Here is a 19,207-nt window from a genome sequence, read left to right as displayed (position 1 = left end):
AATGACGTTCGCGCTGCACGGCATTCCGGTATCAAAAGGCATTGCTATCGGCAAGGCGGTACTGATTTCGCGAGCAGCTTTAGAGGTTAGTCATTATTTAGTTGAGCCTGGCAAAGAAGACGCTGAAGCCCAAAAATTATTAGATGCATTTGATCAAGTACGTTTAGAGCTAGCTCAGTTGCGCTTGGGATTACCCAAGGATGCTCCGCAAGAGATGGCGGCATTCTTGGATGTGCACAGCATGATCCTGGCTGATCCAGCGTTGGCCGAGAAACCCATCAAGCTCATTCGTACTCAGCGCTTAAATGCTGCTTGGGCTTTGACTACAGAGTTAAATGATCTTTTAGAGCAATTTTCTGAGATTGAAGACCCTTATTTAAAAGAGCGCGCAAATGATATTCGTCAGGTGGCTGAGCGTGTGATTAAGGCGCTTAATGCACAGAAAGACGCGCTCAACGAAACTGATTTCTTGCCATCGAGTGAGGTTGGAGTCGAATCTATTATTGTTGCTCACGATATTGCGCCACATGATATGTTGCGCTTCAAAGAGCATGCCTTTACTGGTTTTGTTACTGATTTAGGTGGCAAAACATCGCATACCGCTATTGTTGCGCGAAGTATGGAAATTCCCGCAGTAGTCGGTGTGCGCCATGCTAGTGAAATGATTCGCCATGGCGATTGGCTGATTTTGGATGGCGAGCAGGGCGTAGTAGTAGTTGCTCCTGATGAACACTTATTAGCTGAATATCGCAAACTCCAAACTCAGGTATTAAAAGAGGCTCGTAAGCTTCAGCAACTAAAACATGCCAAAACAGAAACGCTTGATCGAGTAGATATTGAGCTCTTTGCTAATATTGAGTTGCCCGAAGATGCTGTACAAGCCGTAAAACTAGGTGCTGTTGGTGTTGGTCTATTCCGCTCCGAGTTCTTATTTATGGATCGCAAGCAAGCATTGCCAGATGAGGAACAGCAATATCAAGAATATCGCCGTGTGGTTGATTTAATGCATGGCTTGCCTATCAATATTAGAACCATTGACGTAGGTGCAGATAAAGCACTAGGTGCAGGCGGCACTGATGTATCGCAAACGGGCACATCACCATTGGGTTTACGGGCGATTCGCTGGTCACTAACGGAGCCAGAAATTTTCTTGACACAGCTTAGGGCTATTTTGCGAGCATCTGCTCATGGTCAGGCACGTATCATGATTCCGATGCTCGCGCATGCAAAAGAAATCGATGAAACTTTTCGCTTGATCGAAAAAGCAAAGCAACAATTATTGCAACGTGGACAGCCTTTCAATCCGAATATTCAAGTTGGCGCCATGATTGAAATTCCGGCTGCTGCTCTCGTCTTGCCTTTGTTTATTAATCGTTTTGATTTTTTATCCATCGGAACAAACGATTTAATTCAGTACACCTTAGCAATTGATCGTGCAGACCATGCAGTAGCACATTTGTATGATCCCCTGCATCCTGCCATTTTGCATTTATTAGCAAATATTATTGAGCAGGCAAAGCGTGCTAATGTGCCGATTGCAGTCTGTGGTGAGATGGCTGGTGATCCTACCTTAACCAAACTATTGCTCGCAATGGGATTAACGGATTTCTCGATGCATTTCAGTCAACTGCTACTAGTAAAGCGTGAGATTCTGCAAGCTAACGTGGGGATGTTGAAGTCCCGATTACCTAGAGTGCTGAAGGCTTATGAGCCAGAGGCTCAAGCAAAAGCTTTAGAGCGTTTAATAGCTTAGGCTTTAGCGGTTTTTGCTGCAGACTGGACAGTCAGCGTTGCGTGTAATGCGAATCTGATCTACCTGAGTAGTGCGCGCATTCCAAAGTAACATCCGCCCTATGAGGGGCTCTCCAAATTGAATTAATACTTGCAAAGCTTGTGCTGCTTGAATAGTGCCAATAATGCCGACAAGTGGTGAGAAGACGCCCATCGTGGCACAACTCACCTCTTCAAATGTTTCTTCGGGCGAGAAGATGCAGGCATAGCAGGGAGATGTTTCATTGCGGGGATCAAATACTGAGACTTGACCATCAAAGCGTAATGCAGATCCTGAAACTAAAGGTTTTTGGTGTTGAACGCAACTGGCATTAATGAGATGTCGGGTTGAGAAATTATCTGTGCAATCTAAAACAATATCTACGCTTGGTAGAAGCTCATCCAATAAGGATAAATTCGCTTTTGATTGAATGGTTTCAACTTGAATACCTGGATTGAGTTGTTGCAAGAATTGCTTGCCTGAGACAACTTTGCCTTTACCCACCATGGCTTCTGTATGCATAATTTGGCGTTGTAGATTAGTCAGCTCAACATCATCATGATCTACGAGGGTGATATGCCCTACCCCGGCAGCCGCAAGATAGGGGGCAGCTGCGCTACCTAGGCCGCCAGCACCAATCACCAACACATGCGCATTTAAGAGCTTTTCTTGCCCTTCAACGTCAATATCTTCAAGCAGTAAATGCCTGGAGTAGCGAAGTAGCTGCGCATCATTCATTAACAGACCAAAAAAGAATTACTCAAGCTTGGAAGAAGAGCGCTTCACCGGTTGCCCATTAATAAACGCAAGGGCTTGACTGAGCATGAAGTCATCCGCGCTACCAAGCTCAGGAGGCTTCTTATTTTTTTCTTTCTCTTTTTCCTCAGGCGTTTTCTTGGCATTTTTCTCTTCAATGCGCTGTAACTCTTCGAGACGGCGTTGTTCCCGATCTTTAATCAGCTTATCTTCTGCAGATTGTTTGTTACGGAGGTGTTTTTCACTATCAATCTCACGGGTAATCAATACATCATCTGGATCGCCATCTTTATTTTGATCTACGGGGATGTCAGGCTTGATACCATAAGCCTGAATAGATTTGCCACTAGGTGTGTAGTAATACGCAGTGGTGATCTTCAGAGCTGAGTCATTGGTCAGTGGGCGAACGGTTTGCACTGAGCCCTTACCAAAGGTAGTTTTTCCAATAATCGTTGCACGTTTGTAGTCTTGCAAGGCGCCCGCAACAATCTCAGATGCCGAGGCTGAATAGGCGTTGACTAAAACGACCATCGGAAGTTTCTTGAAGATTTCAGGTACACCTGCCAATGGATCACCGGGCTCACTCAGGCGATACATCGCTGGCGTCGCATTAAATACTTGCTTGGAGTCAGCTGCTTGTCCTTTGGTTGAAACAATAACCGCATCGGCTGGAAGAAAGGCTGCCGCTACACCGACTGCACCTTGCAATAAGCCACCACCATTGTTACGAAGGTCAAGAATGATGCCTTTGAGTTTTGGATCTTGATTGGCAAGATCAGTTAATTTTTTTGCTAGATCAGGAACGGTACGTTCTTGAAAGCTTGTAACCCGAACCCAGGCAATATCGTTATCCAAAATTTTGGCTTTGACAGATTGCACCTTAATTTCTGCGCGGGTAATGGTGACTGGAAAGCTACGCTCTTCACTCTTGCGATATACAGTCAGGGTAATTTTTGTACCAGGTGTGCCACGCATAGTGCGTACCGCTTTATCAAGAGACATACCACGCACAGGCTTATCATCGAGTCGGGTAATTAAGTCTCCTGCTTGCAGGCCTGCACGGGCAGCAGGACTATCTTCAATGGGATTGAGCACTTTAACAACACCATCTTCTGAAGTAATTTCAATTCCTAAACCAGCAAACTTCCCAGAAGTTTGTTCCTGCATTTCAGAAAAATCTTTTTTATCCAAGAAAGTGGAGTGAGGATCTAGGCTGCTTACCATTCCTTTGACAGCATCCGTTAACAGTTGCTTGTCTTCAATCGGCTCTACATACTCCCGTTTGATTTGCGCAAATACATTAGAAAGTGTGCGGAGTTCATCTAAGGGCAGCTGTGTGCCTTGTTGGGCTGTTGCAGAGAGCTGGATAGTGGCAGCTACACCTGCGATCAGGCCAACCGTAATGAGAGCAAAGTTTTTAAGAAATTGACGCATGTCTTGTATTAGTCCAAGTAGAAATGTTGAATTGGTTTGAGGTTGTCATCTAACTCATAAACCAGTGGAATGCCATTGGGTACATTGACTTCCATGATGGCCTCATCAGACATCTCGTCAATATACTTAATTAAAGAGCGAATGCTATTACCGTGAGCTACTAACAATACGCGCTTATTTGCTTTGAGGGCTGGAGCGATAGATTCATTCCAAAGTGGTAGTACACGTTCAACATTGTCCTTCAGACACTCGCCAAGCGGAATATCGGCAGCATTTAATTTTGAGTAACGCCCATCATTTTTGAGATTACGCTCATCATGTGCTTCAAGTAAGGGTGGGCGAACATCATAGGACCGACGCCAAATATGGACTTGTTCATCGCCATACTTGGCCGCAGTTTCTGCTTTATTGAGACCAGTCAGAGCACCATAATGACGCTCATTTAAGCGCCAGCTATGCACTACTGGGATCCACATCAGATCCATGGCGTCCTGAATGTGCCACAGTGTTCGTATAGCGCGCCTTAAAACCGAGGTATAGGCAATGTCAAATTCATAGCCTGCTTTTTTGAGACTTTGCCCCGCAGCTAGGGCCTGTTCTGCGCCGTTTGGGGTTAAGTCAACGTCAGCCCAGCCAGTGAAGCGGTTTTCAAGGTTCCAGGCGGATTCGCCGTGACGAATAAGGACAAGTTGTTTCATAGAGCCATTCTATAATCCGGTGATGAACTTTCTCACGCAAATTGATAATTTAGCGCTGATTGCCCTCTTGCTGGTTTCGGGCGCAGCGCTCTTCTTACCTACATTATCTACGCTTATTAGCGGAAAAGGCTTGTCGCCTACTGAGGCGACGATTTGGATAAACCGCCGCAAGGCCCATGTTTTGGACTTGCGCATCGAGGAAGCATTTAAAGCGGGGCATTTACCGGGCGCAAAGCTAGCCAGCATGGCGAATTTGATTGGTGCGATTGAAACCTTGAAATTGGATCGTAAACGTCCCTTGGTATTGGTTTGCGATAACGGTAGCCAGTCACGCAAAGCCTTGGCACAAGTACAAAAGCTCGAATTTGTTGAGGTTGGCGTTTTAGAGGGTGGCGTTCAAGCCTGGAAAACGGCCGCTCTCCCATTGGTTAAGTAAGGGACTCTATGCCGCAAGTAACGATGTACAGCACTACGGTTTGCCCATACTGCGTTATGGCAGAAAAACTGTTGCTTAAAAAAGGCGTCATTAACTTAGAAAAGATTTTGATTGATCGCGATCCCACACAGCGTGAAATCATGATGACTCGTACCAGTCGTCGCACTGTTCCGCAAATCTATATTGGCGAGACTCATGTTGGTGGCTATGACGATTTAGTTGCTTTGGATCGCGCTGGCAAGCTCGATCCTTTATTGGCTTGATAGATTAACAACATAAAGAAAGTTTGTGATGACTGAACAATCTTCTACTCCCAATGCAGCAGGAGCTGAATCCAATGATCCTTCATTTCGCATTCAGCGAATTTACCTGAAGGATTTATCTTTAGAGCAACCGAATGCGCCTGAAATCTTCCTAGTGATTGCTGAACCACAGGTGCAAGTTGAGGTCGACGTTGCTGTTAAACGCATGAGTGATGAACTCTTTGAGGTTGCATTAAGCTCCACCATAACTGCACGTGTTCAAGGCAAGGTGCTCTTCTTAGTTGAGGGTAATCAAGCTGGTATTTTCGAATTCAACAACATTCCTGCTGAGCAAGTGGATCCCATGTTGGGCATCACTTGCCCTACGATTTTGTATCCATACTTGCGCTCGAATATGGCTGATGTTATTAGCCGTGCGGGCTTCCAGCCCATTCATCTAAATGAAATTAATTTTCATGGCATGTACGAGCACAGATTAATGCAAGCACAGCAAGCAGCTGGCGGCAATGCGGGTGACAGTGCAGATGAAAGTAAAATTATTCTTCCGAATTGAGCACAACAGCTAGGTCACAGATGATGAAAGTGACGCTGCTCGGTGCTGGTGCTTGGGGCACTGCAATGGCCTCTCAGGCGGCGCGTCAGCTTCGGGCGGAAGATGTGTGCTTGTGGTCTCGCAGTGAAAAACAACTGCAGGCAATCGCACAAAGTGGCGAAAATCAATCTTATCTACCAGGCATTTCGTTGCCAAAAGATTTGCTCCTGGAAAGTGATTTTGCAGCTGCTATCAAACGACTTGGGCCTGAAGATCTTTTAGTGATTGCAACTCCAATGTCTGGGCTCTCAGAAACCATTGCTCATGTTCTCAAAGTTGCCCAGCACCCGCTCAATATTGTTTGGTTGTGCAAGGGCTTAGAGCCATCCACAGCGTTGTTGCCACACCAGGTGGTTGAACGTGAAGACAAGTTATACAGCCATGGCTTTAAACATACTTATGGCGCTCTATCTGGACCGAGCTTTGCGCACGAAGTTGGCGCCGGTATGCCTTGCGCATTAACGATTGCAAGTGCTTCAACCCAACTGTGTGAAATTGTTCAGACCGCTTTTCATCACGGCAATATGCGGGTGTATTCAAGTGATGATTTGATTGGCGTTGAATTAGGTGGCGCAGTGAAGAATGTATTGGCGATTGCTGCAGGTATTGGCGATGGCTTAAATCTAGGTTTGAATGCGCGTGCGGCAGTACTCACTCGTGGCTTGGCAGAGATGATGCGCTTGGTAAAAGCTGCCGGTGGCAAATCTGAAACCTGTATGGGCTTAACAGGCGTTGGCGATCTGATTTTGACTGCGACGGGGGATCTTTCTCGTAATCGCCGTGTAGGTCTTGAGTTGGCCTCAGGTAAGTCCCTAGAACAGATCTTGGCAAGCTTAGGTCATGTTGCAGAGGGCGTTTTATGTGCAGCCGCGGTAAGTGATCTTGCAAAACGTTTAAATGTAGAGATGCCAATTACAGCGATGATGGGTGAAGTGCTTTCTGGTAAGCTCGCTCCCAAAGAAGCGTTAAAAAAACTGATGGGTCGCGACCCCAAAATTGAATCCTAAGTTACCTGTAGCTTTACTTACCGCCGGCAAGGCCATTCTGGCGCCAAGCTTCGTAGACCACGATAGCTACCGTATTGGATAAGTTCAGGCTGCGACTGCTATCTTGCATTGCTAGACGCATTTGATTTGCTGTGGGAATGGAGTTGCGCACCTCATCGGTAATGCCCTTGGTCTCAGAGCCAAAGACGAAGTAATCGCTGGCAACGTACTGACCATCATGAAACTTTCTGCCGCCTTTGGTAGTTAAAGCAAAAAGATGTTGAGGATCAGGCTGTTCATTTTTTAAAAACTGCGCCCAATTGGTATGTACTTGAATACTCGCAAACTCGTGGTAGTCCAAGCCTGCCCGACGCAATTTAGCATCTTCCATTGGAAAGCCTAAGGGCTCAATCAGATGCAGTTTGGCTCCCGTATTAGCACAGAGGCGAATGATGTTCCCCGTGTTGGGCGGAATTTCAGGTTCGAATAAAACAATATTAAACATGCTGCATTTTCAATTCATTTAGCAAATGATCAAGTCAGTCTGGTGGTTCTCAGTAATACCCAGTTAATCACGCGTAATACTCCAATATCTTTGAGAATACGCGCAATTTCGTTCAGTGTCGCGCCACTGGTCATGACATCATCAAAGACAATGACCGTCTTATCAGTCAAGCGATCCACATATTGAGTATCAATATAAAACATCTCATGAATAGCATCATGCCTCGCATGCAAAGCGTTGCCCGCTTGATGGCTTATATGATGATGACGTTTTAAGGCATGCGGCAACTTTTGTATGTCCTTGTTGGAACAAATTCTTCTTGCAATCTCCCAGCTTTGATTAAATCCTCTGGCGAGTAATTTTTTTCTACTCAAGGGAACGGGAAGCAGGTAGTCTGCAGAATATTGCTCCAATCGAGTAGATTGAATTTGATTCCACGCTTTAGCTAGCCCATGCGCAAATGCAATTTGTTTCTGATATTTGAGTTGGTGCAAAGCATCTTGCAAAATACCGTTATAACGATCAAGGCAATGGGTTTCGTCATACCACGGAGAATGCTGCTTGCAGTGGAGGCAATGCTGCCCAGGAAGTTCTTTAAGTTGAAGTGGAATACCACATTGATAACAACACTCGTAATGAATAAGGCTATTACTCTCCAGTACATTAAGACATGCATTGCAAATGTATCGCGCTTGAAATTGCTGACAGGCGATACAAGCTGTCGGCATTATTTGTGCGCTGATTGAATAAACAAGCTTCTCTAGAAATTGCATGGGGCGCTGAGTATACTGAGCCAATGACCCAGCCAATCAGATGGTTACAAGACGAAATTGCAGACCGCATGTTGCAAAAGCTTGATATCGTCAAATTAGATGCCAAAGATGTTTTAGTCATCCCTGATTTTTCTGGAAAACACTTTTCTTCTTTTGTAAAACGTTTTCCCAAAGCCCGTATTCATAGCATTACTGAAGAGGGCCTATCTAGTTTTCAGTTGTGGCGCACTAAGGTTTTTGCTAATTGGCGATCATGTTTGCGTACCAGCAGAACTAACTCCATGGCAGACTATCTCAACACAGGAAAATTTGATCTTCCTGACCATTCTGTTGATTTGGTATTTAGTGATCTTTTATTACAAGATCTTACCGATCCCAAATATTTTTTGCAGGAGTGTTGGCGCGTATTGCGTGAGGGCGGCCTCATTGCATTTAGCTATCTGGGTCCCGACACTGGGAAGGAGTTGCGCCCTCTACAAGCCCCATCTTTTCAGTTTAAAAATTTATTAAGCCCTTGGGATATGCACGATATGGGAGATGCTCTGATGGCAGAGCGTTTTTCAGATCCCGTAATGGACATGGAGCTCCTGACTCTTGATTATGAAAAGCCAGCACTTTTAATGGCCGATGTGCAGGCACTGAAATTGGGCAATCCAACCGCGAATACAGAGTATGAAATTGCAGATTTACCTCAAAAACTCACCTTAGAGGTGGTTTATGGACATGCCTGGGCCCTTGGCAAGCACCTTGCAAAGGCGGAGGATAGCGTTGCCTATATTGATGTAAATCAAATTGGACGCAAGACTAGGTAATATCCTGCTTAAGTGTAAGTGTTTACTATCATTTAAACCTAGATCAAGATTGAGTAGAGCTGGGTTGCCCTTGTTTGTTCTTGAACTTAATTAACCCTATAATCATTGGCTGATGTATTGGCTTTAGACCGCATTTTGAGCATTCTGTGGTGCATTTTGCTGCAGTGCTCACGACAATCAATAGAGAATAAGATGAATTTATTTGGAAAAGTCACTAGGGCTTCGCTCTATCTTGCAGCAGCCTTCGGCACTGCTTTTGCATACGCTGCTGAAAATATGCCAGGTGGCCCAGCTGTAAACCAGCTGAACTTCGCTGCCCCAGCAACTAAAATCATGCAAGAAATCCATTGGTTGCATTGGATGATGTTGGTGATCTGCGCGCTCATTTTTGTTGGCGTATTTGGCGTCATGTTTTATTCGATTTTGAAGCATCGCAAATCATTGGGGCATAAGTCAGCATCATTCCACGAAAGCACAACTGTTGAAATTATTTGGACAGTCATTCCCTTGCTCATCGTGATCGGTATGGCATTACCAGCAACTAAAACAGTTGTTGCAATGAAAGACACTACAAACTCTGACATCACGATTAAGACTACTGGTTATCAGTGGAAGTGGGGTTACGACTACATCAAAGGTGAAGGTGAAGGCATTAGCTTCGTATCTACCTTAGCTACCTCACGTGAAGCAATTAATAATCTCGCACCAAAATCAAATACCTATTTGATGGAAGTAGACAACGAAATGGTTGTGCCTGTTGGCAAGAAGATTCGTTTGATTACTACAGCGAACGATGTGATTCACGCATGGACTATTCCAGCGTTTGGCGTAAAGCAAGATGCCATCCCAGGATTTGTTCGCGACACTTGGTTTAAAGCCGAAACCATCGGCACATTCCGTGGTCAGTGTTCTGAGCTTTGCGGTGCAGAGCACGCTTTCATGCCAATCGTTGTGAGAGTAGTTTCAGAAGAGGATTACACGGCTTGGGTTGCGCAGAAAAAGAAAGAGATGGGCGCTGGAGGCGAAGATCCTTCCAAGGTTTACACCTTGGATGAGCAAAAAGAACGCGGTGCCAAAGTGTATGCAGCGAACTGTGCAGCATGCCACCAGCCAAATGGCAAAGGCGCAGGCGCATTCCCAGCTTTGGATGGCAGCAAGATGGTCCTGGGTCCAAAAGCTGGCCAATTCAATATCCTGATCAATGGAAAGGGCGCGATGCCGAAATGGGCTGGCGTGATTTCTGATGGTGATATCGCTGCAGTCATGACCTATACCCGTAACTCGTGGAGCAATAAGACCGGTGAAGTCATTCAGACCCAGGAAATTATTACTGCACGCGGCGGCAAGTAATTCAGATTAACTAATATAGATAAAACGAAACCGGAGTAATTCATGAGCACAGTCTCTACTACCCACGATCACGCACACGATCATGCGCACGATGATCACACGCCACATGGTTGGCGCCGTTGGTTGTTCGCAACCAACCATAAAGACATCGGCACGATGTACCTAATCTTCTCGTTTGTTAGCTTATTAGCTGGCGGCCTGATGGCTTTAGGAATTCGTTTGGAATTGTTCCAGCCTGGTTTGCAATTCTTCCGTCCAGAGTTCTTTAATCAATTAACTACGATGCACGGATTGGTTATGGTGTTCGGTGCGATCATGCCAGCCTTTGTTGGCTTTGCTAACTGGATGGTGCCATTGCAAATTGGCGCATCGGATATGGCATTTGCGCGGATGAACAACTTTAGCTTCTGGATTCTGCCAGTCGCCGCAACCTTGTTGTTGAGCTCATTCCTAGTTCCTGGTGGCGCGCCTGCTGGCGGCTGGACTATCTATGCACCTTTGACCTCACAAATGGGTCCTGGCATGGATATGGCAATTTTCTCACTCCACTTGTTGGGTGCTTCTTCCATCATGGGATCGATCAACATCATCGTCACCATTTTGAATATGCGCGCTCCTGGTTTGACTTTGATGAAGATGCCAATGTTCTGTTGGACTTGGTTGATTACTGCTTACTTGTTGATCGCGGTGATGCCTGTTTTGGCTGGTGCTATTACGATGGTTTTGACTGATCGTCACTTCGGCACTTCATTCTTCTCTGCTGTTGGTGGCGGTGACCCAATCATGTTCCAGCATATTTTCTGGTTCTTTGGTCACCCAGAGGTTTACATCATGATTCTTCCAGCATTTGGAATCGTCAGTGAAATTGTTCCTGCTTTCTCCAGAAAAACCTTGTTTGGCTACAGCTCCATGGTTTATGCAACATCGTCTATTGCGATCTTGTCATTCATCGTTTGGGCCCACCATATGTTTGCAACGGGTATGCCGGTCACTGGCCAGCTGTTCTTTATGTATGCAACGATGTTGATTGCTGTACCAACTGGCGTGAAGATTTTTAACTGGGTCGCAACTATGTGGAAAGGGTCGATGACCTTTGAAACTCCAATGCTGTGGGCTATTGGCTTTATCTTCGTATTTACGATGGGCGGATTTACTGGCTTGATCCTGGCAATGGCTCCGATTGATATTGGCCTGCAAGATACTTACTATGTTGTAGCGCACTTCCACTATGTTTTGGTAGCGGGTTCCTTGTTTGCGATGTTTGCGGGCTTCTACTACTGGTGCCCTAAGTGGACTGGCTATATGGCAAATGAAACTCGCGGCAAGATCCACTTCTGGGCTTCCATGATTTTCTTTAACATTACCTTCTTCCCTATGCATTTCTTGGGTCTCGCAGGTATGCCACGTCGTTATGCAGACTACCCAACTCAGTTTGCTGACTTTAATTCTATTGCCTCAATTGGAGCGCTCGGCTTTGGTTTGGCGCAAGTGTATTTCTTGTTCTTCGTAGCATTGCCTGCTTATCGCGGTTATGGTGAGAAGGCTCCAGCCAAGCCTTGGGATGGTGCTAAGGGTTTAGAGTGGACTATCGCTTCACCAGCGCCACACCACACTTTTGAGACACCTCCTAGTGCAGAGCAGTTACGTGAAGCAGGAATTTAATACGTCTTCTCAACAAGCCCTAGCAGCGAATAATCGTCGCTTAGGGCTTATTCTTTTGAGCATTGCTGCAGTGTTCTTTATTGGCATTGTGATGAAGTGGAGCTTTTTGGGTTAATCCCACTTTGCCAACATGATAGTTACTCAATCTGCTAACCGCCAAATCTTACTGAAGCTACTCATTGCTTCAGTAATGATGTTCGGCTTTGGGTATGCGTTGGTGCCAATGTATAAGGCATTGTGTGAAGTTACTGGCATTAATGTTGTCACGAGTAAAAATGATTATGGCGTTAGGGCATTTAGTCCTAACAAGGTGGGCAATACGCAAGTGAACTATGCCCGTACCGTCACAATTGAATTTGACTCTAATAGCCGCGGACCATTTACATTTAAGCCAGTAAAGAATTTTCTAGAAGTACATCCTGGTGAAATGACAGAGATTGTTTACGAAGTTACCAATAATCTTGGTCGCTCCGTGCGCGCTCAAGCAATCCCCAGTTATGCGCCAAAAAGTGCCACTGAGTTTTTTACTAAATTAGAGTGTTTTTGTTTTCAAGAGCAGACTTTGGCAGCCAATGAAACTAAGAAGATGCCAGTAGTGTTTGTAATTGATTCAGGCTTGCCAGATGATGTGAAAACGATCACCTTGTCGTATACCTTCTTTGAGCTAGGTTTAGGTGGTACTCCACCAGCGCCAAAATCAAAGGTAGTTTCGTGAAGAAAAAAAGTAGTTTTACGCAGTCTATGAAAGCCGTGATGTGGGGTTTTTTAGGAGTGCGTAAGAAATCAGGTTTGCAGGAAGATGTAGCGTCATTAAGTTTTTTACACATTATTATTGCGGGTGTTGTTGGAGCCTTGATTTTTATGGCTATCCTGCTCTTGATAGTGAAAGCAGTTGTGTCCCAATGATTATTTTTTGATTGATAGAGAGAATAAGATGTCATCCAATTCAACCCCACACTATTTCGTCCCTGGACTATCTAGACATCCAGCCATGGCTGCTATTGGTTTAATCGCCTTTGGCTATGGTATGACCGGTTGGGTCAATCACACCTCTTGGGGTGGCGCTATGAGTTTAGTTGGCGTGGCATGGATTTTATTTGTGCTCTACAACTGGTTTGGCGATACGATCGCCGAATCGAATTCTGGCAAGAATGGTGTCAATGTAGATATCTCATATCGCTGGTCGATGGCATGGTTCATCTTCTCTGAAATTATGTTCTTTGCTGCATTCTTCTCCGCTCTTTTTTATGCGCGGAATATTGCAATGCCTTGGATGGGCGATGTTGAAAGTAAATTGATTTGGCCTAATTTCCAAGCAGTTTGGCCTAATGATGGCCCTGCTGGTTTGGTTGAGAAATTCACGACGATGGGTCCTTGGCCTATTCCTACCCTCAACACTTTTTTACTGTTGAGCTCTGGCGTCACAATTACTATCTCGCATCATGCTCTGGTTGAAAACCACATGAAGAAAGCCATCATTGCTCTGGCTGCTACAGTTGGTCTGGGCTTCATCTTCTTGGGCTTTCAGGCTTACGAGTACTACCATGCCTATCATGAGTTGAACTTGAAGCTGACTTCAGGCATCTACGGATCCACCTTCTTTATGTTGACTGGCTTCCACGGTTTCCACGTCTTTCTTGGTGGCACTATGTTGGCGATTGTCTTGCGTCGTATGATTCGTGGCGACTTTACTTCTAAGCATCACTTTGCATTCGAGGGTGCTGCTTGGTATTGGCACTTCGTTGACGTTGTTTGGCTTGGTCTTTATATCGCCGTTTACTGGATGTAAGTTGAATAAAAAATCGGGGCGTTAAGCCCCGATTGATTTTTAGGTATCCCAGTATTAATGACCGAAATAGCCGGTTTAGTTTGTACCTACTTTGATGCCTGTGGATTCAATTAGGCCAAAGTAGTGAGCCAACAGAATCCCGATGAATAGCGCAAGCGATAGACCGATACGTAGCATGAGTGAGCGAACCATTCTGGAACTATTGCCCCTATCCTTCATCATGTAATACAGGGCTGAACCTAAGCTAGCAACAATCATTAGTAGGACAATCGGAATAATCCACTTCATCTTAAATCCTTATTTTTAAATCTCTTGAATAATCTTTTTACTGCTCTCATTGCTAAGCGCATAGTTGCTACTGTATCAGCCTTGCTAGTCATTGCAATTGCTTGTGCTGCGGGTATTTGGCAGTTGAGTAGGGCTGAGAGCAAGATTGTCTTAGCGGCTCATTTATTAGCTCGGCAACAGATGCCAATATTGAGCGTCAATTCAAGTCCTTTGACTCTAGAAGATGCAAGTGAACGTCGCATGATTGCTCGCGGCCAATATATTCCGGAGGCGGCTATTTGGTTGGATAACCGGCCAAGATCAATGCCTCCTGCTGGGAGCACGGCATCACAATCCGGTTTCTTTTTAATGATGCCTTTGCGTTTAGAGGGTCGCAATGAAGTGCTCTGGGTTAATCGAGGTTGGGCGCCGCGCAATAGTGCTGACCGAGAGTTGCTGCCCCCGGTTAAAACGCCAACCAATGTGGTCAATATTGAGGGGATTGTGTTCGCCCATCCTGGCAAGGTCTATGCCTTGGGCGAAAGTAAGCCCCCCACAGATACTGGTAAGCCTCGAATTGAGCAAAATTTTGATTTAGTAGGAGAGGGCAGACTACGAGCTTGGTCTCAAAGCCCTTTTATTTTGAGAGAGATTGATACCGGCATCGATGATGGTTTATTGCGCGAGTGGGCTCCTCTGACAACTGGAGTCGATCGCCATTATGCTTATGCATTCCAGTGGTTTGCGCTAGGAGTTGCTGGTTTCTTATTTTGGTTGATTACTGGCCTGCGGCAATATAGGCGTCAGGATGTGAATGGGGATCAAGAGTGAGTGATAAAGAGTTATTAATTCCAGCTTCACAGATGGATGCATCAGCAATCAATGCGCGGACTCGTCGTGGCCGAATTCAAATGCTGTTGCTATTGCTCGCATGCGCTAGCCCGGTGCTCGCATCCTACTTTGCTTACTATGTGATTAAGCCTGAGGGTGGAAAAACAAATTTTGGTACCTTGGTTTATCCAGCCCAAGAATTTAATGGTGCTTGGCTCGATGCACCCTTGCAAGGCAAGTGGACTTTGTTGATTGCACGACCTGCAGGCGAATGCCAAATTAAAGATGAAAAGTGTGTTGAAGCATTATTTTTAATGCGCCAAACCAGAGTGGCAATGGGTAGAGAAAGTAAGCGCGTTCAGCTGATTTGGGTCAATACAGATGGCAAGCTTGTAGACCCTGAGCTTTTGAAGGCTTATGACGAACAGACTGCGGGACTTAAGGTGGTGCCACTGCCTGCAGATCCTAAGTCACGAGCTGAATTTAATGCGTGGCTGAATAAAGAGGGCGCTGGAAAAGAGATTCAGTTGATTGATCCAAGCCCAGCGAAGATGATGTACTTTCCAGTGACAAACTCTCCTAAAGAATTTGCTAGTATCAAAAAAGATTTAGAAAAGCTCTTAAAGTTAAATCACAAGGGCGAAAGTTTGTAATGCCCAATCTTCTTTTGTTCTTGGAGTTGGCTGCTATTGTCATAGTATTTGCAGGGCTACCATTGGCTTATCTTTGGACCAGACGGGGGTATAGTTTTTTTCAGAAACTCAATTGGGTCTTGGTGTTTATGACTTTTGATCTGATCGTATTTGGGGCTTTTACGCGCCTAACGGACTCAGGTTTGGGGTGTCCAGATTGGCCTGGCTGCTATGGCACATCTAATCCATTTCATGCATTGAGCGATATACAACAAGCTGAAAACGCCTTACCCAGTGGCCCCGTAACTGTCATGAAAGCTTGGATTGAAATGATCCACCGTTATTTAGCGATGACTGTAGGTGCATTGATTTTGGTTCAAGTAGTACTGGCATTTCACAAAGTAAAGGCTTTGGGTAAAACCCCCTTCTTTGTTAGTCTGGGTTTACTTTTATTGGTCTGCATTCAGGGAGCCTTTGGTGCGTGGACTGTGACACTTAAATTGCAGCCCATCATTGTGACGATTCATTTAATGTTGGCCCTTCTTTTATTGGCTTGCTTAACTGCTTATGCTCAACAAGCTTGGGAAGAAAAAATTTCTATAGTACGTACACTGCGTATCAAACCTTTGCCAGCTGCTCTTTTATTGACGGCTTTTATAGTACTCGTGATTCAAGTATTCTTGGGCGCTTGGGTTAGTACCAATTACGCCGTTTTGGCTTGTCCTGACTTTCCAACGTGTTTAGGTGCTGCTTGGCCAGAAACCAATTGGGTTGAGGGGTTTACGCTGTGGCGTCAACTGGGTTTAAATGCGCAAGGTGAGTTTATTTCTCCAGTTGCGCTGCAGGCAATTCACTGGGCGCACCGCTTATTTGCAGTGTTGGTATTCGTAGTGTTCTCATTCTTGGGCTGGAGGGCGCTGCAGCTTGCAACCCCAGCAATACCGGGGCTGAAACGCTTCGGCAAGCTCTTATTTAGCCTGCTTGCTTTACAGATTCTGACTGGTATCTCCAATGTTGTATTTCAGTGGCCTTTATTAGCCGCTTTATTACATAGCGCTGGGTCTGCTGCTTTGGTATTCTGCTTAGTCAGAATGAGTTATTGGGCTTCTTGGAAGTCATTATGAGCACACCGAAAAGATCCGCTACAGTACCGATGCCACGTTGGCGTCAGTACTGGGTTTTAACAAAACCTAGGGTGACTCAGCTCGCAGTTTTTTGTGCAGTGATTGGCATGTTCTTGGCAACACCTGGCATGGTTCCATATCCAGTGCTCATTGGAGGTGTTGTAGGTATCTGGTTATTAGCAGGCGCTGCATTTGCGGTGAATTGTTTGATTGAGCAGGCGGTCGATGCCAAGATGAGGCGCACTGCATGGCGCCCTTCTGCAACAGGTGAAGTCACTCCATTCCATATTATTGTTTTCTCTATCATTCTGGGTGCTTTGGGAATGATTATCTTATGGAATTTTTGTAATCCACTAACGATGTGGCTCACCTTTGCAACGTTTGTAGGCTATGCAGTGATTTATACCTGGCTACTAAAACCGGCAACACCACAGAATATTGTGATTGGTGGTTTATCTGGTGCCATGCCGCCAGCCTTAGGTTGGGCTGCAGTCACTAATACACTTTCTGCTGAAGCTTGGCTTTTGGTATTAATTATTTTTGTTTGGACGCCACCCCATTTTTGGGCCTTGGCTTTATATCGTCGCGATGACTATGTGCAATCTGGCTTGCCAATGCTCCCTGTAACTCATGGTGAGCGTTTTACGCTGCTCAATATTTTGCTCTACACCCTGATTTTGATTGCAGCAACTTTATTGCCTTACATCTATGGCATGAGTGGCATGCTGTATTTGATATCAGCAATTATTCTTGGTTTAATATTCCTGGCTTACGTGATTGCGCTATTTATTACCTATAGCGATGCATTGGCTAAGAAGACCTTTCGTTTTTCAATCACCTATTTGTCTTTGCTGTTTGCAGTATTGCTCATAGATCACTACTTTCTCTAAGATGAAGCTCACCATTTTGCGCAGTTGCCTCATTGCTTCATTGCTGATGATTTTGGCAGCCTGTAGTCCAAAGCCAGAGTTCAAAAATATTGATATCACTGGTGGCACAGCGTTTGGTAAGGACTTTAGTTTGCTGGACCCTGATGGCAAGCTTAGAACGCTCAATGACTTTAAAGGTAAAGTTGTTGTGATGTTTTTCGGCTACACTCAGTGCCCTGATGTTTGCCCAACTACTTTGACTGAAATGCAGCAGGTCATGACCTTATTGGGGCCGCAGTCAGATAAGGTGCAGGTGCTATTTGTAACGGTTGATCCTGAGCGTGATACGGCCACCATTCTGAAGCAATACGTTCCCTCGTTTGATGCCCGTTTTCTTGGCTTGCGCCCAGCAGATGAAGTCGCGTTAGAAAAGGTTACCAAAGACTTCAAAATTTATTACAAGAAAGTGCCAGGAACTAGCCCAGGTTCATACACCATCGACCACACGGCGGGTAGTTATGCGTTTGATCCCGAAGGGCGCTTACGTTTGTATATCAAGCATGCGCAAGGTCCGGAGACCTTGGCACATGACTTGAAAGAACTTCTAAAGTAAGTTTTTGAAGTTGCTAAGCTTGCTTAAGCCGCTTCAGCTTGCAACATGCCACGCATCTTTTTGAGGGCGGCTGTTTCAATTTGACGCACACGTTCTGCAGAGATGCCATATTCTGCAGCAAGGTCATGCAAAGTCTTAGTGCCATTACCGTCAGCATCCATGGCTAACCAACGTGACTGCACAATATTACGACTGCGCTCGTCCAAAGCCATCAAGGCTTGATCTAATTTAGGACCTTGTAATGCATCGCCTTCTGCATGAGCAATACGTTCAGTGGGCTCTTGACTGTTATCAGCAAGCCATTGTATTGGTGCATAGGCAGCTTCTTCATCACTGTCATCGCCCTCAAGGGCAACATCGCCACCAGCAAGACGCATTTCCATTTCTTTAACGTCCGAGCCTTTCACATCGAGGGCTTTTGCTAATGCATCAACCTCACCAGGAGTGAGTGCGCTCAAGGTGGGTTTGTTGCTGCGTAAGTTAAAAAATAATTTGCGTTGTGCTTTGGTCGTTGCCATCTTGACCAAACGCCAATTCTTGAGAATGTACTCATGAATTTCTGCTTTGATCCAATGGATTGCATATGACACTAAACGGGCGCCATTGTTTGGATCGTAACGTTTCACTGCTTTCATCAAGCCGATGTTGCCTTCTTGAATGAGATCAGCATGCGGAATGCCATAGCCAAGATATTGGCGTGCAACAGAAACGACGAGACGCAAATGGGAGAGCACCAAAGTTTTAGCGGCTTCTACATTTTCAGTACGACGAAACTCCTGCGCTAGATGCAGCTCTTCTGCAGCGCTCAGCATCGGCACACGATTCACGTACGCAATGTATGAGTCAAGAGTGCCAACCCCAAGGGATGGCAGCATAGGAAATGCAGACGCCGCTGCAGCCTGCGCTACAGGCAGCCTTTGCATATTCGGTTTGTCAGATTTCTTTTGAACCATTTTTTTATCAATAGAAAAGAGTTAATAGAGGTCTATTTTAGCACTCTTGTCAAGAGAGTGCTAATGCTTTGTATATTCTGTAAGTTATTGA

24 protein-coding genes are annotated in these 19,207 nt (G+C 45.3%); 17 read left to right on the top strand and 7 right to left on the bottom strand.

The window, feature by feature from the left end:
• Position 1: 1 nt before the first annotated feature.
• Entirely contained in the window at positions 2-1,753 is a 1,752-nt protein-coding gene (ptsP, locus tag AOC29_RS10525; protein WP_215295937.1) for a phosphoenolpyruvate--protein phosphotransferase, read from the top strand.
• A 3-nt stretch (positions 1,754-1,756) separates the two neighbouring features.
• Here ptsP and AOC29_RS10520 read toward each other — a convergent pair whose 3' ends face one another.
• Genes AOC29_RS10520 through gpmA form a run of 3 tightly spaced genes read right to left on the bottom strand, consistent with a single transcriptional unit; the run spans position 1,757 to position 4,659 of the window.
• Complete coding sequence (locus AOC29_RS10520) at positions 1,757-2,509, bottom strand: HesA/MoeB/ThiF family protein (RefSeq protein WP_215295936.1); 753 nt, start codon at positions 2,507-2,509, stop codon at positions 1,757-1,759.
• Positions 2,510-2,527: 18 nt separating this feature from the next.
• The gene (locus tag AOC29_RS10515) at positions 2,528-3,961 is read right to left on the bottom strand and encodes a S41 family peptidase (RefSeq protein ID WP_215295935.1); all 1,434 of its coding nucleotides are present in this window, start codon (positions 3,959-3,961) and stop codon (positions 2,528-2,530) included.
• An 8-nt stretch (positions 3,962-3,969) separates the two neighbouring features.
• Positions 3,970-4,659, bottom strand: coding sequence for a 2,3-diphosphoglycerate-dependent phosphoglycerate mutase (gene gpmA / locus AOC29_RS10510; protein ID WP_215295934.1), 690 nt, complete (start codon positions 4,657-4,659; stop codon positions 3,970-3,972).
• A 22-nt stretch (positions 4,660-4,681) separates the two neighbouring features.
• Here gpmA and AOC29_RS10505 point away from each other — a divergent pair, with 22 nt between their 5' ends.
• Genes AOC29_RS10505 through AOC29_RS10490 form a run of 4 tightly spaced genes read left to right on the top strand, consistent with a single transcriptional unit; the run spans position 4,682 to position 6,957 of the window.
• Positions 4,682-5,095: a rhodanese-like domain-containing protein gene (locus tag AOC29_RS10505; protein ID WP_215295933.1), complete on the top strand. Its 414-nt coding sequence runs from the start codon at positions 4,682-4,684 to the stop codon at positions 5,093-5,095.
• Positions 5,096-5,103: 8 nt separating this feature from the next.
• On the top strand, positions 5,104-5,358 hold the full coding sequence (grxC, locus tag AOC29_RS10500) for a glutaredoxin 3 (protein ID WP_215295932.1): 255 nt from the start codon (positions 5,104-5,106) through the stop codon (positions 5,356-5,358).
• Between the two features lie 28 nt (positions 5,359-5,386).
• Positions 5,387-5,911 carry a protein-export chaperone SecB gene (secB, locus tag AOC29_RS10495; RefSeq protein ID WP_215295931.1) on the top strand — a complete coding sequence of 175 codons (525 nt, stop codon included), beginning with the start codon at positions 5,387-5,389 and terminating at the stop codon, positions 5,909-5,911.
• A 23-nt stretch (positions 5,912-5,934) separates the two neighbouring features.
• Complete coding sequence (locus AOC29_RS10490; RefSeq protein ID WP_215297515.1) at positions 5,935-6,957, top strand: NAD(P)H-dependent glycerol-3-phosphate dehydrogenase; 1,023 nt, start codon at positions 5,935-5,937, stop codon at positions 6,955-6,957.
• 13 nt (positions 6,958-6,970) lie between these two features.
• Here the strand turns inward: AOC29_RS10490 and trmL are convergent, their stop codons facing one another.
• Positions 6,971-7,441, bottom strand: coding sequence for a tRNA (uridine(34)/cytosine(34)/5-carboxymethylaminomethyluridine(34)-2'-O)-methyltransferase TrmL (trmL, locus tag AOC29_RS10485; protein WP_215295930.1), 471 nt, complete (start codon positions 7,439-7,441; stop codon positions 6,971-6,973).
• Positions 7,442-7,470: 29 nt separating this feature from the next.
• Positions 7,471-8,214 carry a ComF family protein gene (locus AOC29_RS10480; protein WP_215295929.1) on the bottom strand — a complete coding sequence of 248 codons (744 nt, stop codon included), beginning with the start codon at positions 8,212-8,214 and terminating at the stop codon, positions 7,471-7,473.
• 23 nt (positions 8,215-8,237) lie between these two features.
• Here AOC29_RS10480 and AOC29_RS10475 point away from each other — a divergent pair, with 23 nt between their 5' ends.
• The 7 genes from AOC29_RS10475 to AOC29_RS10445 all read left to right on the top strand — a co-directional run bounded on the left by AOC29_RS10475 (position 8,238) and on the right by AOC29_RS10445 (position 13,827).
• Complete coding sequence (locus AOC29_RS10475) at positions 8,238-9,026, top strand: methyltransferase domain-containing protein (protein ID WP_251369996.1); 789 nt, start codon at positions 8,238-8,240, stop codon at positions 9,024-9,026.
• 192 nt (positions 9,027-9,218) lie between these two features.
• Positions 9,219-10,376, top strand: coding sequence for a cytochrome c oxidase subunit II (gene coxB / locus AOC29_RS10470; RefSeq protein ID WP_215295928.1), 1,158 nt, complete (start codon positions 9,219-9,221; stop codon positions 10,374-10,376).
• Positions 10,377-10,418: 42 nt separating this feature from the next.
• A complete protein-coding gene (gene ctaD / locus AOC29_RS10465) occupies positions 10,419-12,038 on the top strand; it encodes a cytochrome c oxidase subunit I (RefSeq protein ID WP_215295927.1) in 1,620 nt (539 codons plus the stop codon).
• Positions 12,022-12,153, top strand: a complete 132-nt coding sequence (locus tag AOC29_RS10460) for a cytochrome oxidase small assembly protein (protein WP_215295926.1) — start codon at positions 12,022-12,024, stop codon at positions 12,151-12,153. Before ctaD ends, AOC29_RS10460 begins: the two co-directional genes overlap by 17 nt.
• Positions 12,154-12,168: 15 nt before the next feature.
• Positions 12,169-12,753 (top strand): cytochrome c oxidase assembly protein, encoded by a 585-nt coding sequence (locus tag AOC29_RS10455; protein ID WP_215295925.1) that lies wholly within the window; start codon positions 12,169-12,171, stop codon positions 12,751-12,753.
• A 26-nt stretch (positions 12,754-12,779) separates the two neighbouring features.
• Positions 12,780-12,944, top strand: coding sequence for a DUF2970 domain-containing protein (locus AOC29_RS10450; protein ID WP_215297511.1), 165 nt, complete (start codon positions 12,780-12,782; stop codon positions 12,942-12,944).
• Positions 12,945-12,972: 28 nt separating this feature from the next.
• Entirely contained in the window at positions 12,973-13,827 is an 855-nt protein-coding gene (locus AOC29_RS10445; protein WP_215295924.1) for a cytochrome c oxidase subunit 3, read from the top strand.
• Between the two features lie 75 nt (positions 13,828-13,902).
• Here the strand turns inward: AOC29_RS10445 and AOC29_RS10440 are convergent, their stop codons facing one another.
• Positions 13,903-14,115, bottom strand: a complete 213-nt coding sequence (locus tag AOC29_RS10440) for a twin transmembrane helix small protein (protein WP_215295923.1) — start codon at positions 14,113-14,115, stop codon at positions 13,903-13,905.
• Positions 14,116-14,139: 24 nt separating this feature from the next.
• Here AOC29_RS10440 and AOC29_RS10435 point away from each other — a divergent pair, with 24 nt between their 5' ends.
• Genes AOC29_RS10435 through AOC29_RS10415 form a run of 5 tightly spaced genes read left to right on the top strand, consistent with a single transcriptional unit; the run spans position 14,140 to position 18,163 of the window.
• Positions 14,140-14,925 carry an SURF1 family protein gene (locus tag AOC29_RS10435; RefSeq protein ID WP_251369995.1) on the top strand — a complete coding sequence of 262 codons (786 nt, stop codon included), beginning with the start codon at positions 14,140-14,142 and terminating at the stop codon, positions 14,923-14,925.
• Positions 14,922-15,578, top strand: coding sequence for a hypothetical protein (locus AOC29_RS10430; RefSeq protein WP_215295922.1), 657 nt, complete (start codon positions 14,922-14,924; stop codon positions 15,576-15,578). The genes AOC29_RS10435 and AOC29_RS10430 overlap by 4 nt, the downstream gene beginning before the upstream one ends.
• Positions 15,578-16,681, top strand: a complete 1,104-nt coding sequence (locus AOC29_RS10425) for a heme A synthase (RefSeq protein WP_215295921.1) — start codon at positions 15,578-15,580, stop codon at positions 16,679-16,681. Before AOC29_RS10430 ends, AOC29_RS10425 begins: the two co-directional genes overlap by 1 nt.
• Positions 16,678-17,571: a heme o synthase gene (gene cyoE, locus AOC29_RS10420; protein WP_215295920.1), complete on the top strand. Its 894-nt coding sequence runs from the start codon at positions 16,678-16,680 to the stop codon at positions 17,569-17,571. The genes AOC29_RS10425 and cyoE overlap by 4 nt, the downstream gene beginning before the upstream one ends.
• A 1-nt stretch (position 17,572) precedes the next feature.
• On the top strand, positions 17,573-18,163 hold the full coding sequence (locus tag AOC29_RS10415; protein ID WP_215295919.1) for an SCO family protein: 591 nt from the start codon (positions 17,573-17,575) through the stop codon (positions 18,161-18,163).
• Positions 18,164-18,186: 23 nt separating this feature from the next.
• Here the strand turns inward: AOC29_RS10415 and rpoH are convergent, their stop codons facing one another.
• Positions 18,187-19,116 (bottom strand): RNA polymerase sigma factor RpoH, encoded by a 930-nt coding sequence (rpoH, locus tag AOC29_RS10410; RefSeq protein ID WP_215295918.1) that lies wholly within the window; start codon positions 19,114-19,116, stop codon positions 18,187-18,189.
• Positions 19,117-19,207 lie beyond the last annotated feature (91 nt).

This window comes from Polynucleobacter sp. JS-JIR-5-A7 (genome assembly GCF_018687935.1).
Lineage (GTDB): Bacteria > Pseudomonadota > Gammaproteobacteria > Burkholderiales > Burkholderiaceae > Polynucleobacter.
This window is presented reverse-complemented; position numbering and strand designations above follow the sequence as displayed.

Coding starts and splice junctions, on each gene's coding strand:
- ptsP (WP_215295937.1), top strand. CDS start 2: ATGACGTTCGCGCTGCACGGCATTCCGGTATCAAAAGGCATTGCTATC.
- AOC29_RS10520 (WP_215295936.1), bottom strand. CDS start 2,509: ATGAATGATGCGCAGCTACTTCGCTACTCCAGGCATTTACTGCTTGAA.
- AOC29_RS10515 (WP_215295935.1), bottom strand. CDS start 3,961: ATGCGTCAATTTCTTAAAAACTTTGCTCTCATTACGGTTGGCCTGATC.
- gpmA (WP_215295934.1), bottom strand. CDS start 4,659: ATGAAACAACTTGTCCTTATTCGTCACGGCGAATCCGCCTGGAACCTT.
- AOC29_RS10505 (WP_215295933.1), top strand. CDS start 4,682: ATGAACTTTCTCACGCAAATTGATAATTTAGCGCTGATTGCCCTCTTG.
- grxC (WP_215295932.1), top strand. CDS start 5,104: ATGCCGCAAGTAACGATGTACAGCACTACGGTTTGCCCATACTGCGTT.
- secB (WP_215295931.1), top strand. CDS start 5,387: ATGACTGAACAATCTTCTACTCCCAATGCAGCAGGAGCTGAATCCAAT.
- AOC29_RS10490 (WP_215297515.1), top strand. CDS start 5,935: ATGAAAGTGACGCTGCTCGGTGCTGGTGCTTGGGGCACTGCAATGGCC.
- trmL (WP_215295930.1), bottom strand. CDS start 7,441: ATGTTTAATATTGTTTTATTCGAACCTGAAATTCCGCCCAACACGGGG.
- AOC29_RS10480 (WP_215295929.1), bottom strand. CDS start 8,214: ATGCAATTTCTAGAGAAGCTTGTTTATTCAATCAGCGCACAAATAATG.
- AOC29_RS10475 (WP_251369996.1), top strand. CDS start 8,238: ATGACCCAGCCAATCAGATGGTTACAAGACGAAATTGCAGACCGCATG.
- coxB (WP_215295928.1), top strand. CDS start 9,219: ATGAATTTATTTGGAAAAGTCACTAGGGCTTCGCTCTATCTTGCAGCA.
- ctaD (WP_215295927.1), top strand. CDS start 10,419: ATGAGCACAGTCTCTACTACCCACGATCACGCACACGATCATGCGCAC.
- AOC29_RS10455 (WP_215295925.1), top strand. CDS start 12,169: ATGATAGTTACTCAATCTGCTAACCGCCAAATCTTACTGAAGCTACTC.
- AOC29_RS10450 (WP_215297511.1), top strand. CDS start 12,780: ATGAAAGCCGTGATGTGGGGTTTTTTAGGAGTGCGTAAGAAATCAGGT.
- AOC29_RS10445 (WP_215295924.1), top strand. CDS start 12,973: ATGTCATCCAATTCAACCCCACACTATTTCGTCCCTGGACTATCTAGA.
- AOC29_RS10440 (WP_215295923.1), bottom strand. CDS start 14,115: ATGAAGTGGATTATTCCGATTGTCCTACTAATGATTGTTGCTAGCTTA.
- AOC29_RS10425 (WP_215295921.1), top strand. CDS start 15,578: ATGCCCAATCTTCTTTTGTTCTTGGAGTTGGCTGCTATTGTCATAGTA.
- cyoE (WP_215295920.1), top strand. CDS start 16,678: ATGAGCACACCGAAAAGATCCGCTACAGTACCGATGCCACGTTGGCGT.
- AOC29_RS10415 (WP_215295919.1), top strand. CDS start 17,573: ATGAAGCTCACCATTTTGCGCAGTTGCCTCATTGCTTCATTGCTGATG.
- rpoH (WP_215295918.1), bottom strand. CDS start 19,116: ATGGTTCAAAAGAAATCTGACAAACCGAATATGCAAAGGCTGCCTGTA.